Source organism: Noviherbaspirillum sp. L7-7A, assembly GCF_019052805.1.
Taxonomy (GTDB): domain Bacteria; phylum Pseudomonadota; class Gammaproteobacteria; order Burkholderiales; family Burkholderiaceae_D; genus Noviherbaspirillum_A.
Window position 1 is genome coordinate 650,323 of record NZ_JAHQRJ010000001.1, and the last position, 22,431, is coordinate 672,753.

Annotated in this window: 19 protein-coding genes; 13 read left to right on the forward strand and 6 right to left on the reverse strand. The window is 62.2% G+C overall.

The genetic code is table 11. The features are described from left to right. Window positions 1–25: 25 nt before the first annotated feature. From uvrB to iscX, 10 genes are all read left to right on the forward strand, one after another. Window positions 26–2,119 (forward strand): excinuclease ABC subunit UvrB, encoded by a 2,094-nt coding sequence (uvrB, locus tag KTQ42_RS02940; protein WP_217344144.1) that lies wholly within the window; start codon window positions 26–28, stop codon window positions 2,117–2,119. 45 nt (window positions 2,120–2,164) lie between these two features. Further along, window positions 2,165–2,950 carry a uracil-DNA glycosylase gene (locus KTQ42_RS02945; protein ID WP_217344145.1) on the forward strand — a complete coding sequence of 262 codons (786 nt, stop codon included), beginning with the start codon at window positions 2,165–2,167 and terminating at the stop codon, window positions 2,948–2,950. Window positions 2,951–3,100: 150 nt separating this feature from the next. Further along, complete coding sequence (iscR, locus tag KTQ42_RS02950; RefSeq protein ID WP_194714484.1) at window positions 3,101–3,574, forward strand: Fe-S cluster assembly transcriptional regulator IscR; 474 nt, start codon at window positions 3,101–3,103, stop codon at window positions 3,572–3,574. Window positions 3,575–3,594: 20 nt separating this feature from the next. Beyond that, on the forward strand, window positions 3,595–4,848 hold the full coding sequence (locus KTQ42_RS02955) for an IscS subfamily cysteine desulfurase (RefSeq protein ID WP_217344146.1): 1,254 nt from the start codon (window positions 3,595–3,597) through the stop codon (window positions 4,846–4,848). Between the two features lie 24 nt (window positions 4,849–4,872). Then, a complete protein-coding gene (gene iscU / locus KTQ42_RS02960; RefSeq protein WP_217344147.1) occupies window positions 4,873–5,271 on the forward strand; it encodes a Fe-S cluster assembly scaffold IscU in 399 nt (132 codons plus the stop codon). 61 nt (window positions 5,272–5,332) lie between these two features. Then, window positions 5,333–5,656: an iron-sulfur cluster assembly protein IscA gene (gene iscA / locus KTQ42_RS02965; RefSeq protein ID WP_217344148.1), complete on the forward strand. Its 324-nt coding sequence runs from the start codon at window positions 5,333–5,335 to the stop codon at window positions 5,654–5,656. 90 nt (window positions 5,657–5,746) lie between these two features. Continuing rightward, complete coding sequence (gene hscB / locus KTQ42_RS02970) at window positions 5,747–6,262, forward strand: Fe-S protein assembly co-chaperone HscB (protein WP_217344149.1); 516 nt, start codon at window positions 5,747–5,749, stop codon at window positions 6,260–6,262. A 9-nt stretch (window positions 6,263–6,271) separates the two neighbouring features. Next, entirely contained in the window at window positions 6,272–8,137 is a 1,866-nt protein-coding gene (gene hscA, locus KTQ42_RS02975) for a Fe-S protein assembly chaperone HscA (protein ID WP_217344150.1), read from the forward strand. Window positions 8,138–8,178: 41 nt separating this feature from the next. Then, window positions 8,179–8,517 carry an ISC system 2Fe-2S type ferredoxin gene (fdx, locus tag KTQ42_RS02980; protein WP_217344151.1) on the forward strand — a complete coding sequence of 113 codons (339 nt, stop codon included), beginning with the start codon at window positions 8,179–8,181 and terminating at the stop codon, window positions 8,515–8,517. A gap of 14 nt (window positions 8,518–8,531) precedes the next feature. Next, entirely contained in the window at window positions 8,532–8,726 is a 195-nt protein-coding gene (gene iscX, locus KTQ42_RS02985) for a Fe-S cluster assembly protein IscX (RefSeq protein ID WP_217344152.1), read from the forward strand. A 137-nt stretch (window positions 8,727–8,863) separates the two neighbouring features. On the opposite strand, the gene KTQ42_RS02990 is transcribed toward iscX, so the two are convergent. Continuing rightward, on the reverse strand, window positions 8,864–9,751 hold the full coding sequence (locus tag KTQ42_RS02990) for a LysR substrate-binding domain-containing protein (RefSeq protein WP_217344153.1): 888 nt from the start codon (window positions 9,749–9,751) through the stop codon (window positions 8,864–8,866). 96 nt (window positions 9,752–9,847) lie between these two features. Between KTQ42_RS02990 and KTQ42_RS02995 the strand changes: the two genes are divergently transcribed. Both KTQ42_RS02995 and KTQ42_RS03000 read left to right on the forward strand, forming a co-directional pair. Continuing rightward, the gene (locus KTQ42_RS02995) at window positions 9,848–11,407 is read left to right on the forward strand and encodes an NADH-quinone oxidoreductase subunit L (RefSeq protein WP_217344154.1); all 1,560 of its coding nucleotides are present in this window, start codon (window positions 9,848–9,850) and stop codon (window positions 11,405–11,407) included. Then, window positions 11,404–13,878, forward strand: a complete 2,475-nt coding sequence (locus KTQ42_RS03000; RefSeq protein ID WP_217344155.1) for a DUF2309 domain-containing protein — start codon at window positions 11,404–11,406, stop codon at window positions 13,876–13,878. The genes KTQ42_RS02995 and KTQ42_RS03000 overlap by 4 nt, the downstream gene beginning before the upstream one ends. Window positions 13,879–14,130: 252 nt before the next feature. Here the strand turns inward: KTQ42_RS03000 and KTQ42_RS03005 are convergent, their stop codons facing one another. The 3 genes from KTQ42_RS03005 to prfB all read right to left on the reverse strand — a co-directional run bounded on the left by KTQ42_RS03005 (window position 14,131) and on the right by prfB (window position 17,651). Beyond that, window positions 14,131–14,844 (reverse strand): glycine zipper 2TM domain-containing protein, encoded by a 714-nt coding sequence (locus tag KTQ42_RS03005; protein WP_349292117.1) that lies wholly within the window; start codon window positions 14,842–14,844, stop codon window positions 14,131–14,133. A gap of 170 nt (window positions 14,845–15,014) precedes the next feature. Continuing rightward, window positions 15,015–16,544: a lysine--tRNA ligase gene (gene lysS, locus KTQ42_RS03010; RefSeq protein WP_217344156.1), complete on the reverse strand. Its 1,530-nt coding sequence runs from the start codon at window positions 16,542–16,544 to the stop codon at window positions 15,015–15,017. A gap of 2 nt (window positions 16,545–16,546) precedes the next feature. Beyond that, window positions 16,547–17,651 (reverse strand): peptide chain release factor 2 gene (prfB, locus tag KTQ42_RS03015; protein ID WP_217344157.1). Its coding sequence is split into 2 segments (ribosomal slippage): window positions 16,547–17,569 and window positions 17,571–17,651, totalling 1,104 coding nucleotides; the frame shifts between segments, so codons are not numbered across the junction. Between the two features lie 257 nt (window positions 17,652–17,908). On the opposite strand from prfB, the gene KTQ42_RS03020 reads away from it, so the two are divergent. Continuing rightward, the gene (locus KTQ42_RS03020) at window positions 17,909–19,408 is read left to right on the forward strand and encodes a hypothetical protein (protein ID WP_217344158.1); all 1,500 of its coding nucleotides are present in this window, start codon (window positions 17,909–17,911) and stop codon (window positions 19,406–19,408) included. Between the two features lie 70 nt (window positions 19,409–19,478). Here KTQ42_RS03020 and recJ read toward each other — a convergent pair whose 3' ends face one another. Together recJ and KTQ42_RS03030 are read right to left on the reverse strand one after the other, a co-directional pair. Then, window positions 19,479–21,173, reverse strand: coding sequence for a single-stranded-DNA-specific exonuclease RecJ (gene recJ, locus KTQ42_RS03025; protein WP_217344159.1), 1,695 nt, complete (start codon window positions 21,171–21,173; stop codon window positions 19,479–19,481). Continuing rightward, the gene (locus tag KTQ42_RS03030; protein WP_217344160.1) at window positions 21,170–22,216 is read right to left on the reverse strand and encodes a hypothetical protein; all 1,047 of its coding nucleotides are present in this window, start codon (window positions 22,214–22,216) and stop codon (window positions 21,170–21,172) included. Before KTQ42_RS03030 ends, recJ begins: the two co-directional genes overlap by 4 nt. Window positions 22,217–22,431 lie beyond the last annotated feature (215 nt).

Below are 22,431 nucleotides of genomic sequence, written 5' to 3' on the forward strand. Positions count from 1 at the left end.
ATATTTTACCAAAGGTCTGATGACAATGGCTGAATTATCCGAGGTTTCCAGCACGATCGACGAATCGAAAATCATTACTTTTCCCAATTCTTCCTACCAGCTTTACCAGCCGTTTCCGCCTGCCGGCGATCAGCCGGATGCTATCGCCAAGCTGGTGGAGGGGATAGACGATGGTTTGTTCTACCAGACCTTGCTCGGGGTGACCGGCTCCGGCAAGACATACACGATGGCCAATGTGATCGCCCGCTCGGGCCGTCCGGCCATCGTCTTTGCGCCCAACAAGACCCTGGCGGCCCAGCTCTACAGCGAATTCCGCGAGTTTTTTCCGCGTAATGCGGTGGAGTATTTCGTCAGTTACTACGATTACTATCAGCCGGAAGCCTACGTGCCCCAGCGCGATCTGTTCATCGAAAAGGATTCTTCGATCAACGAACATATCGAGCAGATGCGCCTGTCCTGCACCAAGTCCTTGATGGAGCGGCGCGACGTGGTGATCGTCGCCACCGTGTCGGCGATCTACGGTATCGGTAATCCAAATGAATATCATCAGATGATCCTGACCCTGCGGGCCAAGGACAAGGTCAGCCAGCGCGACCTGATCGCACGTCTGATCCAGATGCAGTACACCCGCAATGAAGTCGACTTCGGGCGCGGCACCTTCCGTGTGCGCGGCGATACCGTCGATATTTTCCCGGCGGAACATGCGGAACTGGCGATTCGGGTGGAGACATTTGATGATGAAATCGAAAGCCTGCAGCTTTTCGATCCGCTGACCGGCCGTATCCGGCAAAAGATTCCGCGCTTTACCGTGTATCCCGGCTCGCACTACGTGACGCCGCGCGGCACCGTTCTGCGGGCGATCGAATCGATCAAGGAAGAATTGCGTGAACGCCTGGATTTCTTCCGCAAGGAAAACAAGCTGATCGAGGAGCAGCGGCTGGAGCAGCGCACCCGCTTCGACCTGGAAATGATGCAGGAAATCGGCTTTACCAAGGGCATCGAGAACTATTCACGTCACCTGAGCGGCGCCAAGCCGGGTGAGCCGCCGCCGACGCTGGTCGATTATCTGCCGCGTGATGCGCTGATGTTCCTGGACGAATCCCATGTGCTGATCGGACAGCTGAGCGGCATGTATAACGGCGACCGGGCGCGCAAGACCAATCTGGTGGATTACGGCTTCCGTCTGCCATCGGCGCTCGATAATCGTCCGCTGCGCTTCGATGAATTTGAAACCAAGATGCGGCAGACGGTCTTCGTCTCGGCCACGCCGTCCGAATATGAAGGTTCGCATGCCGACCAGGTTGTCGAGCAAGTGGTACGGCCGACCGGTCTGGTGGACCCCATCATCGCGGTGCGCCCGGCAAGCACACAGGTCGATGACCTGATGTCGGAAATCACTGATCGGGTAGCGAAGAATGAACGCGTGCTGGTCACGACCCTGACCAAGCGCATGGCCGAACAGCTGACCGAATTCCTCAGTGACAACGGCGTCAAGGTGCGTTATCTGCACAGCGATATCGATACCGTCGAGCGGGTGGAAATCATCCGCGACCTGCGTATCGGAACCTTTGACGTGCTGATCGGCATCAACCTGTTGCGCGAGGGGCTGGATATTCCGGAAGTGTCGCTGGTGGCGATCCTCGATGCGGACAAGGAAGGCTTCCTGCGTTCCGAGCGCAGCCTGATCCAGACCATCGGCCGCGCCGCGCGTAACCTGAACGGCATGGCCATTCTGTACGGCGACAAGGTGACGGATTCGATGAAACGGGCGATAGGCGAGACCGAGCGTCGCCGCGCCAAGCAGGTTGCGTTCAACACCGCCAACAACATCACGCCGATGGGCATCCGCAAGGAAATCCGCGACCTGATCGATGGCGTCTACAGCCCGCAGGAAGCGCGTGCCGAGCTGCAGGTGGCGCAGGAGCAGGCCAAGTATGAGTCGATGAGCGAAAAACAGGTCAGCAAGGAAATCAAGCGCCTGGAAAAAGCGATGATTGATCATGCCAAGAACCTGGAATTCGAGAAGGCAGCGCAGGTGCGCGACCAGTTGCGGATTCTGAAAGAGCAGTTGTTTGGCGCCGGCGGCAGCGACAACGTTGTTCCTATCGCCCGCAGTTAATTACCGGACAACGTAAAATCGCGATTTTGCTTGCGGGTGCAGCCGATGTCCGACGCGATTCCTTCCTTGTTCACCGATGCGCTGAAGCTGGCGCATGCCTCCTGGCGGCCAGTGCTGCATGACGGTCTGGCCGCCGTCTCCAGGGCCAATCCGAAATATCTGCCCGAACTGGCAGCGGACACCTTTTTGCCGACCGAAGGCCGGATTTTCGCGGCCTTTTCCCAGCCTTTGCCGTCGGTGCGTTATGTGCTGGTCGGCGAGGGGCCATATCCCCGGGCCGAAAGCGCCACCGGCTATTGCTTCATGGATGGCGCGGTGCATGCGCTATGGTCGGAGAAAGGCTTGTCCAAGCCGGTCAATCGCGCGACTTCGCTGCGCAACTTCATGAAAATGCTGCTGGTGACCAGCGGTCACCTGAAAAAAGGACAGACCAGCGGCGCGGCCCTGGAACCGATTGCGGCCCAGGCCAGCGCTGCCGGTTCGCCATGGATACAGACCCGGGAAGAGTTGCAGGACAAGCTGCTGCAGCACGGTTTTTTGCTCCTGAATGCCGCGCTGGTGTTTCGCCCGCATGTGCCGCCGCTGAAGGAGGCGAAGGCATGGCAGCCGCTGATGCAGGCAGTGCTGGCAGCACTGGCCGTGCAGGCTGACAAGGAAAAGGCGGCATTGCCAACCATGGTGCTGTGGGGCAAGGCCGCGGAGCTTCTGAGCGGTTTGCCGGAAAATGCGCTGTTCCCCAAGGTGGTGTCCGAACATCCCTACAACCTGACCTTCATCGATAACGCCGGCATGCAAGCCCTGTTCGGGCCGATGGATTTATTGCTCAGGTGATACGTTAATTTCTTACCTGTGAAATAATGCGGGCGGGCCAGGAATTCCAAAGGTTCCATCCGAAACCAATACCTGACAAGATTACTCAAGTTTGTTATACTTGACCGAAATGTTCGGGAATGTCTTTTCTGTGTACTTGGAGCCGGATGCATGCGTTTAACAACCAAAGGCCGTTTTGCCGTCACCGCGATGATTGACCTGGCGCTGCGCCAGGACAAGGGTCCGGTCACGCTCTCCGGCATCAGCCAGCGTCAGGAAATTTCCCTGTCTTATCTGGAGCAGCTGTTTGGCAAGCTGCGCCGACATGAAATCGTCGAATCCGTGCGCGGCCCGGGTGGCGGTTACCACCTGGCGCGCAAGGCGGAAGACGTGACGGTGGCCGACATCATCATCGCCGTCGACGAGCCACTGGACGCCACGCAGTGCGGCGGCAAGGAAAACTGCCACGGCCATACCCCGGAAAACGGCACCCGCTGCATGACGCATGACCTGTGGGCGACGCTCAATGCCAAGATGGTCGATTACCTGGACTCGGTGTCCCTGAAGGATCTGGTAGACCAGCAGAAGCAAAAAATGAATGAACACAACGTGGTCGTCGTACATCGTCCCCAAGCGGCCGCCTGATCCGAACGGAGTTGAACACTATGAATGCACCCCTGACCAAAAACCTGATCGACACCCTGAAAGCGCCGCATTTCCCCATTTATATGGATTATTCGGCGACCACGCCGATCGATCCGCGCGTGGCCGACAAGATGATTCCCTACCTGCGCGAGCAGTTCGGTAATCCGGCGTCGCGCAGCCACATGTATGGCTGGACCGCGGAGCAGGCGGTGGAGCAGGCGCGCGAACAGGTGGCGGCGCTGGTCAATGCCGACCCGCGCGAGATCATCTGGACCTCCGGCGCGACTGAAGGGAACAACCTGGCGCTGAAGGGCGCCGCGCATTTCTACAAGACCAAGGGCAAGCACATCATCACGGTCAAGACCGAGCACAAGGCCGTGCTGGACACCGTGCGCGAGCTGGAGCGCCAGGGCTTCGAGGCCACCTACCTGCAGCCGCAGGACAATGGCCTGATCACCATCGCCCAGCTGGAAGAAGCGATCCGCCCGGACACCATCCTGGTCTCGGTGATGCTGGTCAATAACGAGATCGGCGTGATCCAGCCGATCGACGAGATCGGCGAGCTTTGCCGCAAGAAGGGCATCGTCTTCCATTGCGACGCAGCCCAGGCCACCGGCAAGATGCCGATCGACCTGCAGAAGACCAAGGTCGACCTGATGACCTTCACCGCGCACAAGACCTATGGCCCGAAAGGCATCGGCGCGCTGTACGTACGCCGCAAGCCGCGCGTGCGGATCGAGCCGCAGATGCATGGCGGCGGACATGAGCGCGGCCTGCGTTCGGGCACGCTGCCGGTGCACCAGATCGTCGGCATGGGCGAAGCCTTCCGCATCGCCAAGGAAGAGATGGACAGCGAGATCGGGCGCATCCGCGCGCTGCGCGACCGCCTGGCCGCTGGCCTCACGCAGATGGAAGAAGTCTATGTGAACGGCGACATGGAGCATCGCGTGCCGCACAACCTGAACGTGAGCTTCAACTATGTGGAAGGCGAGTCGCTGATCATGGCGATCAAGGACATCGCGGTGTCGTCCGGTTCGGCTTGTACTTCGGCCAGCCTGGAGCCATCTTATGTGCTGAGGGCGCTGGGTCGCAGCGACGAACTGGCGCACAGCTCGATCCGCTTCACCTTCGGCCGCTTCACCACCGAGGAAGACGTGGACTTCACGATCCAGCTGATCAAGGACAAGGTGACCAAGCTGCGCGAACTGTCGCCGCTGTGGGACATGTACAAGGAAGGGATCGACATCAATTCGATCCAATGGGCGGCACACTAATTACTGCATTCAAGGAGCAACACCATGGCTTATTCGGACAAGGTACTGGACCACTATGAAAACCCGCGCAATGTGGGCGCGTTTGAAAAGGGCGACGAGACCGTCGGCACCGGCATGGTCGGCGCGCCGGCCTGCGGCGACGTGATGAAGCTGCAGATCAAGGTCGGCGCCGATGGCGTGATCGAGGATGCCAAGTTCAAGACCTATGGCTGCGGCTCGGCCATCGCGTCGTCCTCGCTGATCACGGAATGGGTCAAGGGCAAGACTTTGGACCAGGCGATGTCGATCAAGAACACCCAGATCGCGGAAGAGCTGGCGCTGCCGCCGGTGAAGATCCACTGCTCGATCCTGGCGGAAGACGCGATCAAGGCCGCGGTGCAGGACTACAAGGCCAAGCACGGCGCCGGCAGCGAAGTCGCCTGAGAGCAGGGCGGCATGGGCGGACGGCGATACCGTCCGCCGGCATCATGGAGAGAGCGTAACGATGGCAATCACACTGACTGAAAAAGCGGCAAAGCATATCACCCGGTACATAGACCGGCGCGGCAAGGGCCTGGGCCTGCGCTTCGGCGTGCGCACCACCGGCTGTTCCGGCCTGGCCTACAAGCTGGAGTACGTGGACGAGGCGGCGGCGGAGGACAATGTGTTCGAGTCGCATGGCGTGAAGGTCTTCGTAGACCCGAAGAGCCTGCCGTATATCGACGGCACCGAGCTGGACTTCGCGCGCGAAGGCCTGAACGAGGGCTTCAAGTTCCATAACCCGAACGTCAAGGATGAGTGCGGCTGCGGCGAGAGCTTCCGCATCTGAGCCACGATCCCTGCCTTGTCCCGGCAACAGGCTTAATGCCTGTGTTGACCCAGCCTGTTGAAGTCGGACAGGCTTTTGTTTTAGATGACCATGCAAAATCACTTTGAGCTGTTCCACCTGCCGCAGCGGTTTGACGTCGACATGAAGGCGCTGGACCAGGCTTATCGTGAAGTGCAGAACCAGGTGCATCCGGACAAGTTCGCCAGCAGCCCCGACGCCGAGAAGCGCGTCGCGATGCAATGGGCCACCCGCGCCAACGAAGCCTACCAGACGCTGAAGTCGCCGCTCAAGCGCGCCACTTACCTGTGCGAACTGAACGGCGTGGAACTGCAGGCCGAGTCCAACACCGCAATGGCGCCGGCCTTCCTGATGCAGCAGATGGAATGGCGCGAGGCGCTGGACGATGCCCGCGCCGGCCGCGACCTCGATGCGCTGGAGCGCCTGGACAAGGAACTCGGCACGGTGCGCCGCCAGGAACTGGGCCGGATCGGCACCGCGCTGGATGGCCGCGACTTCGCCACTGCCGCGCAGGGCGTGCGCCAGCTGATGTTCCTGGAAAAATTCGGCGACGAAGTCGCCGCCGCTTTCGACCGCTTGACGGATTAAGACCACACCATGGCATTACTGCAGATTTCAGAACCCGGCATGTCCACCGCGCCGCACCAGCACAGGCTGGCAGTCGGCATCGACCTCGGCACCACCAATTCGCTGGTCGCCACCGTGCGCAACAGCATTCCCGAAGTGCTGGACGACGAGGAGGGCCATGCGCTGCTGCCGTCGGTGGTGCGCTACCTGCCCAACGGCCATGCCAACATCGGCCACAAGGCACAGGCGGCGCAGACCACCGACCCGCGCAACACGGTGGTGTCGGTCAAGCGCTTCATGGGCCGCGGCCTGAAGGACATCGCCCATGCGGAAAACATGCCGTACGACTTCGTCGACCAGCCGGGCATGGTGCAGTTGCGCACCGTCGCCGGCGTCAAGAGCCCGGTCGAGATCTCGGCCCAGATCCTTGCCACGCTGCGCCAGCGCGCCGAGGATGCGCTGGGCGACGACCTGGTGGGCGCGGTGATTACCGTGCCGGCCTATTTCGACGATGCCCAGCGACAGGCCACCAAGGATGCGGCCAAGCTGGCCGGCCTCAACGTGCTGCGCCTGCTCAACGAGCCGACCGCCGCCGCGATTGCCTATGGCCTGGACCATGGCTCGGAAGGCGTGTACGCGGTGTATGACCTGGGCGGCGGCACCTTCGATATTTCCATCTTGCGCCTGTCCAAGGGCGTGTTCGAGGTGCTGGCCACCGGCGGCGACTCCGCGCTTGGCGGCGACGATTTCGACCACAGGATCTTCTGCTGGATCGTCGAGCATTCCCATCTGTCGCCGCTGTCGGATGAAGACACACGGGTGCTGATGGTCAAGGCGCGGGAAGCCAAGGAACTGCTGTCGACCAATGCGGAAACCCATATCGACGCGGTGCTGGGCTCCGGTGAGGAAGTGCACCTGACGCTGACCGCCTCCACCTTCTTCGACATCACCCAGCACCTGGTGGCCAAGACCATTACCGCATCGCGCAAGGCGCTGCGCGATGCCGCCCTGGCGGTGGACGATGTGGACGGCGTGGTGCTGGTTGGCGGCGCAACCCGGATGCCGCATATCCGCAAGGCCGTCGGCGAATTCTTCCAGACCCTGCCGCTGGCCAATATCGACCCGGACAAGGTAGTGGCGCTGGGCGCCGCGGTGCAGGCCAATCTGCTGGCGGGCAACCGCGCGCCGGGCGACGACTGGCTGCTGCTGGACGTGATCCCGCTATCGCTGGGCGTGGAAACCATGGGCGGCCTGGCCGAGAAGGTCATTCCGCGCAATTCGACCATTCCCTGCGCGCGAGCGCAGGAATTCACCACCTTCAAGGATGGCCAGACCGCGATGGCGATCCACGTGGTGCAGGGCGAGCGCGAGCTGGTGTCGGACTGCCGCTCGCTGGCGCGCTTCGAGCTGCGCGGCATACCGCCGATGGCGGCCGGCGCCGCCCGCATCCGCATCACCTACCAGGTCGATGCCGATGGCCTGCTGTCGGTATCGGCGCGCGAGCTGATCTCCGGCGTGGAAGCATCGATCACCGTCAAGCCGTCCTATGGCCTGGGCGACGACGACATCTCCCGCATGCTGCAGGAATCGTTTTCTTCCGCCGACACCGACATGCAGCTGCGTGCGTTACGGGAAGAGCAGGTGGAAGCCGAGCGCATCCTGCTGGCCACGCAATCGGCGCTGGATGCGGATGCCGCCTTGCTGTCTGCTGAGGAGCGGGCCGACATTGCACGCTTGATCGAGTCGCTGCGCATGACTGCGCAGGGTAGCGACCACCAGGCCATCAAGGAAGCGGTGGAAGCCCTGGCCCGCGGCACCGAGGAATTCGCCGCAAGGCGCATGGACCGCAGCGTGCGTGCCGCGCTGGCCGGCAGGAAGCTGGACGAGATTGCCTGAACGGGCGCATTGAACAAACAGGATTTTTGAAGGAAAGCCACGTGCCACAAATCGTCGTGTTACCCCATCCCACCCTGTGCCCGGAAGGCGCAGTGATCGAAGCGCCCAAGGGCATCACAGTCTGCAATGCGCTGCTGGAAAACGATATCGAGATCGAGCATGCCTGCGAGATGTCCTGCGCCTGCACCACCTGCCACGTGATCGTGCGCGAGGGATTCGACTCGCTCAACGAGCCGCAGGAAAAGGAAGAAGACCTGCTGGACATGGCCTGGGGCCTGGAAGCGAGTTCGCGGCTATCCTGCCAGGCGGTGGTGGACGAGGAGGACCTGGTGGTGGAGATCCCGAAATACACCATCAACCATGCGCGCGAAAATCACTGAGCAAGGAGGCGACCATGAAGTGGACCGACACCATACGCATCGCGGAAGAGCTGTTCGAGAAGCACCCGGAAGTCAACCCGCTGACCGTGCGCTTTACCGATCTGCATCGCTGGGTCTGCGAGCTCGATGGCTTCGATGACGAGCCGTCGCGGTCGAATGAAAAGATCCTGGAAGCCATCCAGATGGCCTGGATAGAGGAAGCGGAGTAGGGCTTGGTTCTTGCGCATCCACGCAAAAGCCCCGTCGCCTTGATTGGCGCCGGGGCTTTTTGATTTCTGCCGTAGGCAGTGCGATCCCCTTCGTCAGCAGGCCGAGGCCGTGACGCTGCCCTGGCTCCTGCCTTCACTCACGGCAGGCTCTGCGTCAGCAGCGCCTCCAGCACTTTCGGCTGGAACTGCCTTTCCGTCGTAATCGCATAAAAATTCTCAAACACCTCCGGCACCACGCAGTACTGCTGCAGCACACCCATCTTCAATTCGTCCTGTACCACCACGGCCGGCACCAGCGCCACGCCGCCCGAGTCGCGCGCCAGCAGTCGCAGCATGGCCATGTCGTCGACCTCCGCGAAGATATCCATGGCGATGCCTCTGGCTTCACACAGCATGTTGAATTCGGTACGGATGTCGCTGCTGTGGCCGGGCAGCAGCAGTTTCATGCCCTTCAGGCCGGCAGGAAACCGGAATGGCTTGCTGTCTGCACGCGGCCTGCCAACCAGGCAGACCGGCTGCCTGGCTATCCTGCGACAGCGCCACGCCTGCTCTTCATTGGCACTCACAGGCCGGTTCGACAGCACGATGTCCAGCTTGTGCACCGCAAGCCGGCCGAGCAACTCGTCCAGCGTGCCGGATTCCAGCACCAGCTTCACATCTTCCATGCCCATTACGGGCCGCAGAAAATTTTCCTGGAAATTTCGCGACAGCGTGGCGACCGCGCCCACGCGCAGGCGCTGCGACCTGTGGCCCTTGCCGGCGGCCACCACTTCCATCAGCTCATTGCCCATGGCGAAGATATTGTCCGCGTAATCCAGCACCACATGGCCGAGCTCGGTGAGCTTCAGGGTGCGGCCTTCACGCAGGAACAGCGCATAGCCGAGCTGCTCTTCGAGCTGCCTGATCTGCATCGACAGCGCCGACTGCGACAGGTGCATCTGCTCCGCAACCCGCGTCAGGTGGCCTTCCTTGGCAACCATCCAGAAGTAGTAGAGGTGGCGGTAATTCAGGCGTGAAAAGGGCATCGTTCTGTTTTAATGAATTATTATTGGTTAATTATATATTTTACTTAAGCGGCACTGGCCGGCACAGTAACGCATCTTTTCTGCCGGAGTATTCGAATGATGCATCCTGATGTCGCTGCATGGCTATGGCTGATGCCGCTGGCCTATGCGCTTGCCCTTGTTCCCGCGCTTGCCGGCGTTGGCGAGACCCGTGCATGGCGGTTTGCCGAAGCGAGCGCGGCCGGCGCCCTTGGCGTGGCAGTGTGCGCTGTGGCGGTTGCAGCCGCGCAGGCCGCCACGGGCCATGTTGCAATCGATGCGCCTGGCCTTGCAATGGCCTGCCTGATTAGCCTCCTCAGCTGGGTCATCCTGCGCTTTTCCCGTCGGTATCTGCAGGGAGAGCCTGGCCAGCGTGGCTATATCGCCGCCATGCTGTTCACGCTTGCCTCCGTCAGCGTGGTGTTTATCACCGATCACCTTGGCGTGCTGGCGCTGGCATGGCTATCCAGCAGCCTGGGCCTGCATCGCTTGCTGATGTTCTATGCCGACCGCCCCGTGGCATGCGTGGTCGCGCACAAGAAATTCCTGGCCAGCCGGCTGGCCGATCTCAGCCTCGCCCTCGCGCTGTGGCTGATCTATTCCGAGGCAGGCACGCTTTCCATGCAGGGCATCGCTGCCCACGTTGCTGCCTCCGCGAAGCTGGCCCCCAGCATGCATGCCGCGATGGCATTGATCGCCCTGGCGGTGATCTTCAAGTCGGCGCAACTGCCGGTGCACGGCTGGCTGATCCAGGTCATGGAAGCGCCGACGCCGGTATCCGCACTGCTGCATGCGGGCGTGGTCAACCTGGGCGGCTTCGTGCTCATCAGGCTGGCGGCGCTGCTGTCGGCCGCACCCGTGGCGCAGGCGATGCTGGTCATTGTCGGCAGCCTGACCGCGGTGCTGGCCGGCCTGGTGATGATGACCCGCATCAGCATCAAGGTCAGGCTGGCATGGTCAACTTGCGCGCAGATGGGCTTCATGCTGCTGGAATGCGGTCTGGGCCTGTATGAACTGGCCTTGCTGCACCTGCTGGCGCATTCGCTGTACAAGGCCTACGCCTTTTTGACGGCCGGCGAGGCGGTGATGGATACCCGTCGCCGCCAGCTGTTTCCCAATAGCGTCGGAGCCGCTCCAATGCATCTGTTCCTTGGGCGTCTTGCCGCCGCGCCGCTGGCCATGGCTGCCGTCTGGCTCTCCACATTCATGTGGCAGTTGGTGTCGCCGCATGCGCAAGTGCCCGCCATCGTGGTGCTCATCATCGGCCTCGGGCTGGCTCCGCTGCTCTGGCAGGACAAGCTCTCCGGCATGCTGCGTGGCCTGCTGGCGGTGCTGTTGCTGGCCCAGCTTTATGTTGGATGGCATCTGCTGTTTGCGACGCTGCTGGCACTGCCGGATAGCCAGGTTGCGTCATTCCTGGTGGCCTGGGTCGCGATCTGCTTTGCGCTGCTGTACGGCGTGCAGGCTTGGCTGCTTGCCTTTCCCGGCGGACGGCTTTCGGTTGCGCTGTATCCCTGGGCCTATGCCGGCTTTTATCTCGATGAGCGCTTTACCAGGCTGACCTTCCGCATCTGGCCGGTGCAGTTGCCTCAGCGCCCGCCACACCAATTCAACGTCGCCACCGGAGAACAAGCATGAAAATCGCAGACGCCGTGTTTCGCCCTGTAGAGGAAACCATCACGGAAGCGCTGGAAGCAGCCTGCCGGACGATCGCTCCGACCTGGCCTCTGGACCGCTTCATCGCCGTCAATCCCTACTGGAACTGGGTGAATCAGCCTTTCGAGGCCACCGCCGCCCAGCTTGGCCGCCTGGCCGGCAGCCGGATGTGGATGCCGCGTTCCTTCTACCGGAACGCATGGGAGAAAGGGCAGCTGACGCACGCTCATCTGGCCCTTGCGATCAGGGAAGCCGGCGCCTTGTGCAGTGTCGACAGCGTGATCGAGGCAATGAACCAGCCGGCGCCGCTTCCTGCTGTGCTGCCGTTGCCGTCGGACCTGCTCGACGCGGACCGTGACCTGTCCCGCGAGCCGGCCTGGCGCGCAACGATCACCCATCAGGTGAGCCAGTTCTGCGCAGCCTATTTCGATACGGACCAGGCAGACTGGCACCTGCCGCATGCGTCCACCCTCTATGCCGGCTGGCACGCCAATCTCCTGCATGACTACGGCATTGGCATGCTGATGAACGCGCCTCAACTGCGTAGCCGCATTCAGTCCCTGCCTGGCACGGCAATGGAGGCCATTGCCATGGCCATCGACGGCCTGGCCGTGCCGGCCTCCAGCAGCCAGTCCCTGATGACTGCGTGCCTGCTGCGCATCAATGGCTGGGCCGCATGGTGCGCCTATCTGCGCTGGCAAGCCAGGCTGGAAGGCAGGGATGACGAGCACATTGTCGATCTGCTGGCGATCCGGTTGTGCTGGGAATACCTGCTGCATGAGGAAGGATCCGGTACCGGCAAGGCAGCCTGGCATTTCGACCCCGAAGGAGGGCAGAGCGCCGCCGCCGCTCAGCCGGATATCGATGGACTGCTGCAAAGAGCGCTGGAAATCGCCTATCAGGAAAGGCTGTGCGCTTCACTGATGCGCAGGCCTGCGCAGCCTGCCACCGCCACGGCCGTGCAGGCCGTGTTCTGCATCGACGTGCGTTCCGAGGTGCTGCGCCGCGCGCTCGAAGCCGTTTCGCCGCAGGTGCAAACCATGGGCTTCGCGGGCTTCTTCGGCCTGCCCATCAGTTATCGGGCGCTGGGCAGTGACCTCGTCCGGCCGCAATTGCCCGGTCTGCTCTCGCCCAGCCTGTGCGTGACGGACAGCTGCGGCGTGCCCGAACAGGACCGCGAACTGGCGGCGGCGCGGCGTGCCAGGCTGGGCGCCGTGAAGTCATGGCAGCCGTTTCAGCGCCTGCCGGGTTCCGCGTTCGCCCTGGTGGAAACCCTGGGCCTTTCCTATCTTGCCAAGCTGGTCAGGCGCAGCCTGCCGGCACGGCATGCGCTGGCGGATCCGGGCAGGCAAGGCGTTGCCGATCAGGCCGGGCTGCGTCCTGTCCTGGTGTTCGAAGGCAGCGATGCGCTGGTGCAGCAGGCCGATCTGGCGGAAAAGGTGCTCAAGGCCATGGGCTTGCGCGACGGCTTTGCCCGCACCGTGCTGCTTGCCGGTCATGGCAGCCAGAGCGCAAACAACCCCCATGCCGCAGGCCTGGATTGCGGCGCCTGCTGCGGACAGACTGGTGAAGTCAATGCACGCGCCCTGGCCGCACTCCTGAACCACAAAGGCGTGCGCGAACTGCTCGTCGTGCGCGGCACGCCGATTCCGCATGACACGGTGTTTGTCGCCGGCCTGCACAACACCACGACGGATGAGGTGGCGCTGTTCGACACCGCTGCCGTGCCAGCCAGCCACCAGCAGGATCTTGCGGCCTTGCGCGGCTGGCTATCGCTGGCTGGCGACCTGGCGCGCCGGGAGCGGGCGCCGGCGCTTGGCATGGCGCATCTCGCAGCGCAGCCGCAGGCACTGCGCGACGCGCTGACATCGCGCTCGAATGACTGGGCGCAGACCCGCCCGGAGTGGGGGCTGGCCAACAATGCCGCCTTCATTGCCGCGCCGCGTGTGCGTACCCTGGGCATCAATCTGCAGGGGCGCAGCTTTCTGCATGATTACCAGTGGACCCAGGATGCCGACAACAGCATTCTGGAACTGATCATGACCGCGCCCATGGTAGTGGCCCACTGGATCAACATGCAGTACTACGCATCCACGGTCGACAATGGCCGTTACGGCAGCGGCAACAAGGTGCTGCATAACGTGGTGGGCGGCCATATCGGCGTGTTCGAAGGCAATGGCGGCGACCTGCGCATTGGCCTGCCGATGCAATCGTTGCACGACGGCCAGCAGTGGATGCATACGCCGCTGCGCCTGTCCGTATTCATCGAGGCGCCGCGCGAACGCATCGAGGCGGTGATGGCCAGGCATGAAGCGGTACGTCAGCTGGTGGAAAACAAGTGGCTTTATCTGTTCCGCATCGACAGCAATACCTCTGCCGTGGAAGCGTTTGCTGATGGCGCCTGGCAGGCGTGGAATAAAGTTTCTGAAGGAGATGCTTCGCAGGTGGTATGAACCCGCAGGCAGTGCCTGCGCTGCGGAAGAACGACCTGGGACAGGCAATCGGCAGCGTTCGTAGGGCGCAATACCCCTGCGGGGTATTACACGAGTGGTTGATCAAGGAAGTCTGCCGACAATGCGATCCCGGTCTGCGACCCGCAGTGTAATGCCTCTGCGGGGTATTACACCCTACCAAGGCATCAGGCGAAAAATGCTATCCCGGCAAAAAAGCGACTTGCGGAAAAAGCTCCGTACACCGCAACCGCTCTAACGGTCCGGCTGCAGATAGCCATCCACCACCCGCACCCGGTCGCCCTGATGCCATGGCGGCTGGTTGTTGTAGGGGAAGCTGCGCACCTGGCCGTTTTCCATGCGCACCCTGACCTGATAGCTGGTCGCGCTGCGCGTACGCTTTTCAACCTCGTTACCTGCATAGCCGCCGCCAACCGCGCCGGCAATGGTCGCCAGGGTCCTGCCGGTACCGCCGCCTACCTGGTTGCCCAGGAGCCCGCCAACCACCGCGCCGCCCACCACGCCGACACCGCTGGGATCGGCCTGCGATTGCACGGCATGCACCGATTCCACACGGCCGCAATTGCTGCAGGCACGGGCCGGCTGGGCTACGCGCACCATGTCTTGCGCATAATCCGGCGCCGCATGACCAGCCTGCGATGCGGGCAAGGAGGCGGCCTGTTGCTGGCGGGGCGACGGTGCCTGCTCCTCGTCCTTCAGTGCCAGTCGCTCGCCGCCGACGGCCTTGGGTGTCTTTGCCACCGCAGCTGGTTTCGTTGCCAAGGACTGCGCCGCTTGTGGATGAGCCGCTTCCGCAGCAAGCTTGTTTTCACTATGGGAATTCGGCAGCAGCCCGGTCATTGCGGCTACGCCGGTCAGGCTGGCAAGCATTACCGAAATGGCTGCGCCGGCGACCAGCGGATGAAGTCGGTTGGGCTTGCTGCCTGGCTTGTTATAGGTATCCATCATCAGCTCCTGTTGTTTGCTTTTTATTATCTTTAAACGCTTGTGCGATTAACAGAAGGAAGGTGTGTAAGGTGTAAGAGGATGTAACGTGCGGCCCAGAATGAAAACTGGCCCGCCTGCGTTGTCGCACAAGCGGGCCAGGAACAGGACCAGAAATGAGTCGTGAAGAAAAATCAGTCTTCGCGGCGCAGATGCGGGAACAGGATCACGTCGCGGATATTCGGCGAATCGGTGATCAGCATCATCAACCGGTCTATGCCGATGCCGCAGCCGCCGGCCGGCGGCATGCCGTATTCCAGCGCCCGGATGTAATCGGCGTCGTAGTACATCGCCTCCTCGTCGCCGGCATTCTTCGCGGCCACCTGGGCCTGGAAGCGTGCCGCCTGGTCTTCCGCGTCATTGAGTTCGGAGAAGCCGTTGGCGATTTCGCGGCCGGTGATGAACAGCTCGAAACGCTCGGTGATGCCCGGCACCGTATCCGAGGCGCGGGCCAGCGGCGACACTTCGACCGGATAGTCGATGATGTAAGTAGGCTCCCACAGCTGGGCTTCGGCGGTTTCCTCGAACAGCGACAGCTGCAGCGCCCCCAGCCCGGAAATCACGTGCGGCTTCACGCCGAACTTCAGCAGTTCCGCCCTCAGGAAACCGGCATCCTGCAATTGCTCAGCGGTGTAATGCGGCGCGTACATGTTGATCGCTTCCACGATGGTCATGCGGCGGAAAGGCCTGGACAGGTCCAGCTCGCGGCCCTGGTAGGTCAGTTGCGCGGTGCCATGGGCATCCACCGCTGCCTGGCGGATCACGGCTTCGGTGAAGTCCATCAGCCACTTGTAATCGGTGTAGGCGGCGTAGAACTCCATCATCGTGAATTCCGGATTGTGGCGCGGCGACACGCCCTCATTGCGGAAATTGCGATTGACCTCGAACACCCGGTCGAAGCCGCCCACCACCAGCCGCTTCAGGTACAGCTCGGGCGCGATGCGCAGGAACATTTCCATGTCCAGCGCATTGTGATGGGTGATGAAGGGCTTGGCCGCCGCGCCGCCGGGGATCGTGTGCAGCATCGGCGTCTCGACTTCCATGAAGCCGTTCTCGGCCATGAAGCGGCGGATCGAGGACATGGCCGCGGTGCGCGCCTTGAAGGTGCGCCGGGTGTCCTCGTTCATGATCAGGTCGACGTAGCGCTGGCGGTACTTGGTTTCCTGGTCGGCCAGGCCGTGGAACTTGTCCGGCAGCGGCCGCAGCGACTTGGTGATCAGGCGCAGCGTGCTGACCTTGACCGACAGCTCGCCGGTCTTGGTCTTGAACAGGGTGCCCTCGGCACCGAGGATGTCGCCCATGTCGTAATGCTTGAAGGCTTCATGCGCCGCCTCGCCGGTCAGCTCGTTGCTGATGTAGAGCTGGATGCGGCCATCGGCGCGCGGGCCGGAAGCGTCCTGGATGGTGGCAAACGAGGCCTTGCCCATCACGCGCTTCAACATCATGCGGCCGGCCACAACCACCTTCACCGGCTGGCTTTCCAGCAGTTCGCGGTCGACATTGCCGTACTCGGCCTGCAGCGCGGCGGCCTGATGCTGCGGACGGAAGTCATTAGGGAAGGCCGGACCTTGCTCGCGCAGCGCCGCCAGCTTGCCGCGACGCTCGGCGATGATGGAGTTCTCGTCCTTTTCTTCCGTCAGCGCGGTGTATTTGTCAGTCATCATGCTTAAACGCCTTGTTTCAGGGAGGCGGCAATAAAGCCGTCGAGGTCGCCATCGAGCACCGACTTGGTATTGCCGGTTTCGAAGCTGGTGCGCAGGTCCTTGATGCGGGACTGGTCCAGCACGTAGGAGCGTATCTGGTGGCCCCAGCCGACATCGGTCTTGGAGTCTTCCAGCTTCTGCTGCTCGCTCATGCGCTTGCGCAGTTCCAGTTCATACAGCCGCGACTTCAGCATTTCCCAGGCCTCGGCCCGGTTGCGGTGCTGGCTGCGGTCGTTCTGGCACTGCACCACGATGCCGGAAGGCGCATGGGTCAGGCGCACTGCGGAATCGGTCTTGTTGATGTGCTGGCCGCCGGCGCCGGAAGCGCGGTAGGTGTCAACGCGCACGTCTGCCGGATTGACGTCGATGTCGATCGACTCGTCGACTTCCGGATAGACGAACACGCTGGCAAACGAGGTATGGCGGCCGCCGGCGGAGTCGAACGGCGACTTGCGCACCAGGCGATGCACGCCGGTCTCGGTGCGCAGGAAGCCGTAGGCATATTCGCCTTCGACCTTCAGCGTCGCGGTCTTGATGCCGGCGACTTCGCCCTCGGACTGCTCCAGGATCTCGACCTTGAAGCCCTTGCGCTCGCAATAGCGCAGGTACTGGCGCAGCAGCATCGACGCCCAGTCCTGGGCCTCGGTGCCGCCGGCGCCAGCCTGGATATCGATGAAGCAGTTGTTGGGGTCCATCGGGTTGGCGAACATGCGCCGGAATTCCAGGGTTTCCACCTGCTTCTGCAGGCCGGCCGCGTCGGCCTCGATGGCTTCGAGGGTGTCGTCGTCCTGCTCTTCGCGGGCCATGTCGAACAGATCGCGGGCGTCGCGCAGTCCGGCATCGATGTCGGTAAGGGAATGAACCACGCCTTCCAGCGCCTTTTTTTCCTGGCCGAGGGCCAGCGCGCGTTTCTGGTCGTTCCAGACGGTGGGATCTTCGAGTTCCTGGTTGACCTGCTCTAGTTTCTCTGACTTGTTATCGAAGTCAAAGATACCTCCGAAGTTCAGCTTCCCGGGTGGTCAGGTCGGCCAGCAAGGCCGACAGGGAGTTCAGGCGTTCTGCTTCCATGATGTGTGCGTCTCGTGCGGGGGAAACCGGCGATTATAACTGAAGGGGAGGGTGAGGCTGGCGGCGTCCTTACGGAGAAATCTGGTTGCCTGGTTCATTCGGCTCGACACTTCTCGGCGCTTCCACCTGCTGCTGCAACGGTTCCCGGCCATTGGGCCGCCGGGGCATGGTTTTCTACCTGTAGCGCACAACGAGCGAACGCTACTTATTATTTTTGATACCCATTTTTTTCCAGCCAATTTTAAAAATGAGTTGTCATGTATCCAACCGCACAAAAACCAGTGGGAACCCCTGCCAGCGCTTCCGTCGAGCGATTCGAGCATTGCAATGACGCTGCCGGAAAGGTTGCATGCCCGGAAACGCTGACGTTCAGAACGCCTGATGGCACCAGACTCACAGTGGTAGAGATAGGAGCCGGCTCTTCCTTGAAGGACTTGGCGCACTTGCTGTATCACCGGGGCGGACAATCTACCCACGCGTTTCCGCCAATCGAGCTTGGACGTTCCTTTGGCTTTTCATTTGGTGGAAGGCGCTATCCAGCTGATACTCGGTTGTCCTGCATTCACGAGGAAATCAATCTCACTGCCTGTGGAGATGTGGAATACCAAACGACAGGCGCAAAAACTGTGGCGGATAAGCTGAAATCAGGAACCGGTGTCGAGTGGCGCGTGGTGAATGAAAATCTGGTCATGTTCGACTCAGATCCTTTCGAGAAAAAAGACCAGGCTGCGGCATTTGTGGACAAGGTCTTAAAGAAGACACCGTACTTCGCGCGTCTCATCGAAGTGGAAATCAAAAGCATGGAAAACCGTTTCTATGCGACGATGCGCGTGGAAAGCGCTCATTCCATTCGCATGATCGCGGAAGGAATCCCGATTGAAATCAGCCTGGCTGCGCCGCTCATTGCACAAGCTGTCCGTACCGGAGATGCTGCCGCCCTGGGAATGCTGCCACTGGATGTGCTTTCTCGCCTGGGAATGTTTCTCGCACCTGGGCTCCCTGGTATTGACGGCTACGTCAGCATGCAATCCGAGATTGAACATGCCGGCCAGGAGTATGTTGAAGCGCCAGTATTCAGACACGTAGCGCCTGTTGCAGCGAATGGCATCAGGGAATCCATCGCCGCGACGGCCAGCTTGTTGCTGCGAGGGGTGGAAAAAAATGCGCGAGTGTCCAACGCCCATCTTTCAAGTGCCGGATTGACGCTTTATTTCAGTGACGCGCTCCATGCCGGGAAATTCATCCGGACAATGAAGCATGCGGGCTACCATGCGGCTTCCCTTAAGTGGATGCAGCCCAATGAAAGAAATGGCGCCTGTGCAGCAGCAATATGCATCACGGACTTTAATGAAGTAAAGCGCTTCGTGGAAGCGACTTGCGGATTTGCCGAGACCTCCGCGAAGGAATTGTTCGAAACCGCCGCAAAGGAAATGCGGCTTCCTTATCGGTTCTTTATCAAAGAGCTGGAAGCGATCGGTGAATCGCGTGTGCCGATCAGCCTGGAAAAGGGGAAAGCGGCTGCCAGGCGATTAATGCAGGATTATCTCCCTTGCCTGGACCCGGCCGAAGCAATGGAGTTGAGGGAGGCTATTAGGGAGCGATCCAGGCCCGATCAGGATGCCAATACGGGCTCGTTGCAATATCTCAGGGAGAAACGCGGGATCGGTCGTGTGTTTTCAATGAACGATTATTCGGATAGTGTCGCCACCTTCAGGGAAGTGATGGGTGCGATCGATGAATTGGTTCCAAAGGCTTGATCGTCTTTCATACCGCTGTGCTGCTCTGACTCCCGCTAGACTGCGATGCATTGCTGCAGCCGTGGCTCATTCAGGCCGCCTCCGCATGCTCCACCAGCAATTGCACCCTGGTCCTGCCATTGAATTCATTCGCATCCAGCCGGAACGCCACATTCACCCGTTCCGGCAACCCCTCCGCATGGCCGAACCAGATCGCATCGTATTGCTGGCCATTCTTTTCCAGCAGCAGCTTCAGATGCCTTTCCTTCAGCACCCGCTGGCTCACCACCCGGAACTCATCGCAGAACACCGGCGGCGCGAAGCCCTGGCCCCAGACGTGGCCATCGATCAGCTCGATGAAGGCGGTGGAGAAATAGGCGTCTTCCAGCGGGCCGTCGGTTTCCAGCACCCGTTCCAGCTGCGCCCTGGTCAATGAAGCGCGGCCCACCTCCTCGAAGGCATGGGTAAAGCCTTCGAGGTTGTCGGCCCGTATCGTCAGGCCGGCGGCCATCGAGTGGCCGCCGAATTTCTCGATCAGCGTCGGCGCATGCTTAGACACCAGGTCCAGGCCGTCGCGCAAATGGAAGCCGGCGATCGAGCGGCCCGAGCCCTTGATCAGGCCGTCGCCGGCCGGCGCGAAGGTGATGGTGGGGCGGTAGAACTTGTCCTTGAGGCGCGAAGCGACGATGCCGATCACGCCCTGGTGCCAGCTGTCGTCATAGATGCTGATGGTGGTGTTGTCGCGCGGGTCGATATGGTCGAGCGAGGCCAGCGCGCTGTCCTGCATCTGCGCCTCGATCACCCGTCGCTCGCGGTTGATGGTGTCGAGCTGCTGCGCGATTTCCCAGGCGCGGCCGGCGTCGTCCGTGGTCAGGCATTCGATGCCGAGCGACATGTCGGCCAGGCGGCCGGCGGCGTTCAGGCGCGGCCCGACCGCAAAGCCCAGGTCAAAGGGACTGGCGCGGCGCGCCTCCCGGCCGGCCACGCGGAAAAGGGCCGCAATGCCGACATGCATGCGCCCGGCGCGCATGCGCTTCAATCCCTGCGCGACCAGCACCCGGTTGTTGGCGTCGAGCTTGACCACGTCGGCCACCGTGCCCAGCGCCACCAGGTCCAGCAGCGCATCCAGCCGCGGCTGGTTTTCCGCCGTGAACACGCCGCGCCGGCGCAGTTCCGCCCGCAAGGCCAGCAGCACGTAGAACATCACGCCGACGCCAGCCAGGTTCTTGCTCGGAAAGCCGCAGGCTGGCTGGTTCGGGTTGACGATCACGCGCGCCGCCGGCAGGCTGTCGGCCGGCAGGTGGTGGTCGGTCACCACCACCTCAATGCCGCGCCGGTTCGCTTCGGCCACGCCGTCGATGCTGGCAATGCCGTTGTCGACGGTCACGATGATGTCGGGCGACTTTTCCCGCACTGCCAGTTCCACGATTTCAGGCGTCAGGCCATAGCCGTATTCGAAGCGGTTGGGCACGATGTAGTCAATTTTTGCGCCCATCGCCTTCAGGCCGCGCAATGCCACCGCGCAGGCGGTGGCGCCGTCGCAGTCGTAGTCGGCGACGATGGTCATGCGCTTTTGCGCGGCGATCGCGTCGGCCAGGAAGACGGCGGCGGCATCTATATGCAGCAGGCCGGACGGCGCGATCAGCGCGGAAAATTCGGACGACAGCTCGCTCGGGTCGACCAGGCCGCGCGCCGCGAACAGCCGCGCCAGCACCGGGTGCACGCCGCTCTGGCGCAGCATCTCCGCGTGGCGGAAGGAATAGGGTCGGGTGGCGATGCGGGTCATGGAACGAGTCGGGCGAGAGAAGGTTGGAGCCAGAATTTTTTCAGGGCCAGGCGGCTGACATCGGTTTCGCGCAGCCGGTTGCCGTCGCTCGTGACGAGTTTAAGCCCGCTGAGCTTGCCGGCACGCAGCCCTGCCACCAGCGGTGCGAGCCAGTCGGCGTCGATCGCATGGAAGGCTTCCAGCCAGGCAGACCAGTCGCCGGCCAGCGCCGGCGCGCTCAGGTCATCGATCAGCAGCAGGCCGCGTTCGGGTTCGGCAGCCAGCAGTGCGCCGGCGTCGGCCGGCATGCTGCTGATCGCGCCAGCGGCCAGCGCAGCGGGCCAGCCCGATGCCCATACATGGCTGTAGGCAGGCTGCGGCATGGCATGGACCGCTTCGCCGCCGCCCCACAGCCAGACCGAATTGACCGGCTTGGCGCCGCGGCCGGCGCGGGCCTCGTTGACCGGGTGGGCATGCCATTCCATCTGCACTTCATTCTGCAGCTTGCGCCAGGCGCGCTCGCCTGCGCCCCTGGGCATCCAGATATCGATGTTGCGGCCGCAGGCGGCGTCCATGGTGGCGGTCTTGAGGTCGCGCCAGTCGTCCGCGCGCAGGAACCAGGTGTGCGCATCGCCATAGCGCAGCGGCATGCCGGCTTCCTCGAACAGGGCGCTGGCGCTGGCGAACAGGGCGCGTGAATCGGCTTCCTCCAGCGCCAGCTGGCGGCGGTCGGTCAGCACCAGGTGGTCGCGCGCCACATGCAGGTGCGCCGGCTGCAGCATGAACCACTGGCCGGCTTCAGGCGCCAGGCCGGCCGCCGCCATCGCGGCCGGCGCCACCGGCGGACTGCCGCCTTGCTCCATGCCTGCGTCCAGCCCGAAACGGCGCGCCAGCCAGGCTTCATGCTGCAGCGCATGGGAAAAGTCTTCGCTGGTTTGCAGCGCGCCGGGCGTGCCGCGCGCGGCCAGCAGGGAAAACGCCGGCAGGCGCAGGGCGCGCAGCAGGTCGGCGGCCAATTCCGGAGAGGGGAAACTGAAGGGAAGCAGGATATCGAGTTGCGGCATGCCGGGATTGTAAGGGCAAAGCAGGACGGGGATTGTGACCGATGCGCGGTATCGGTTCAGCACTGTCGGAACATTGTCATACTGTCATTCTTTTGCGCAATGTCCTGAAATGAAACCCGGACTATGGCAAACTGCGGGCGGCATCGCGAGGCGGTCGCCGCTGGCCGCATTCCGCGGCCATGTCCTGTCGCCAGCCGCCTACCTGCCTTTTGCCT

Coding starts and splice junctions, on each gene's coding strand:
- uvrB (WP_217344144.1), top strand. CDS start 26: ATGGCTGAATTATCCGAGGTTTCCAGCACGATCGACGAATCGAAAATC.
- KTQ42_RS02945 (WP_217344145.1), top strand. CDS start 2,165: ATGTCCGACGCGATTCCTTCCTTGTTCACCGATGCGCTGAAGCTGGCG.
- iscR (WP_194714484.1), top strand. CDS start 3,101: ATGCGTTTAACAACCAAAGGCCGTTTTGCCGTCACCGCGATGATTGAC.
- KTQ42_RS02955 (WP_217344146.1), top strand. CDS start 3,595: ATGAATGCACCCCTGACCAAAAACCTGATCGACACCCTGAAAGCGCCG.
- iscU (WP_217344147.1), top strand. CDS start 4,873: ATGGCTTATTCGGACAAGGTACTGGACCACTATGAAAACCCGCGCAAT.
- iscA (WP_217344148.1), top strand. CDS start 5,333: ATGGCAATCACACTGACTGAAAAAGCGGCAAAGCATATCACCCGGTAC.
- hscB (WP_217344149.1), top strand. CDS start 5,747: ATGCAAAATCACTTTGAGCTGTTCCACCTGCCGCAGCGGTTTGACGTC.
- hscA (WP_217344150.1), top strand. CDS start 6,272: ATGGCATTACTGCAGATTTCAGAACCCGGCATGTCCACCGCGCCGCAC.
- iscX (WP_217344152.1), top strand. CDS start 8,532: ATGAAGTGGACCGACACCATACGCATCGCGGAAGAGCTGTTCGAGAAG.
- KTQ42_RS02990 (WP_217344153.1), bottom strand. CDS start 9,751: ATGCCCTTTTCACGCCTGAATTACCGCCACCTCTACTACTTCTGGATG.
- KTQ42_RS02995 (WP_217344154.1), top strand. CDS start 9,848: ATGATGCATCCTGATGTCGCTGCATGGCTATGGCTGATGCCGCTGGCC.
- KTQ42_RS03000 (WP_217344155.1), top strand. CDS start 11,404: ATGAAAATCGCAGACGCCGTGTTTCGCCCTGTAGAGGAAACCATCACG.
- KTQ42_RS03005 (WP_349292117.1), bottom strand. CDS start 14,844: ATGATGGATACCTATAACAAGCCAGGCAGCAAGCCCAACCGACTTCAT.
- lysS (WP_217344156.1), bottom strand. CDS start 16,544: ATGATGACTGACAAATACACCGCGCTGACGGAAGAAAAGGACGAGAAC.
- KTQ42_RS03020 (WP_217344158.1), top strand. CDS start 17,909: ATGTATCCAACCGCACAAAAACCAGTGGGAACCCCTGCCAGCGCTTCC.
- recJ (WP_217344159.1), bottom strand. CDS start 21,173: ATGACCCGCATCGCCACCCGACCCTATTCCTTCCGCCACGCGGAGATG.
- KTQ42_RS03030 (WP_217344160.1), bottom strand. CDS start 22,216: ATGCCGCAACTCGATATCCTGCTTCCCTTCAGTTTCCCCTCTCCGGAA.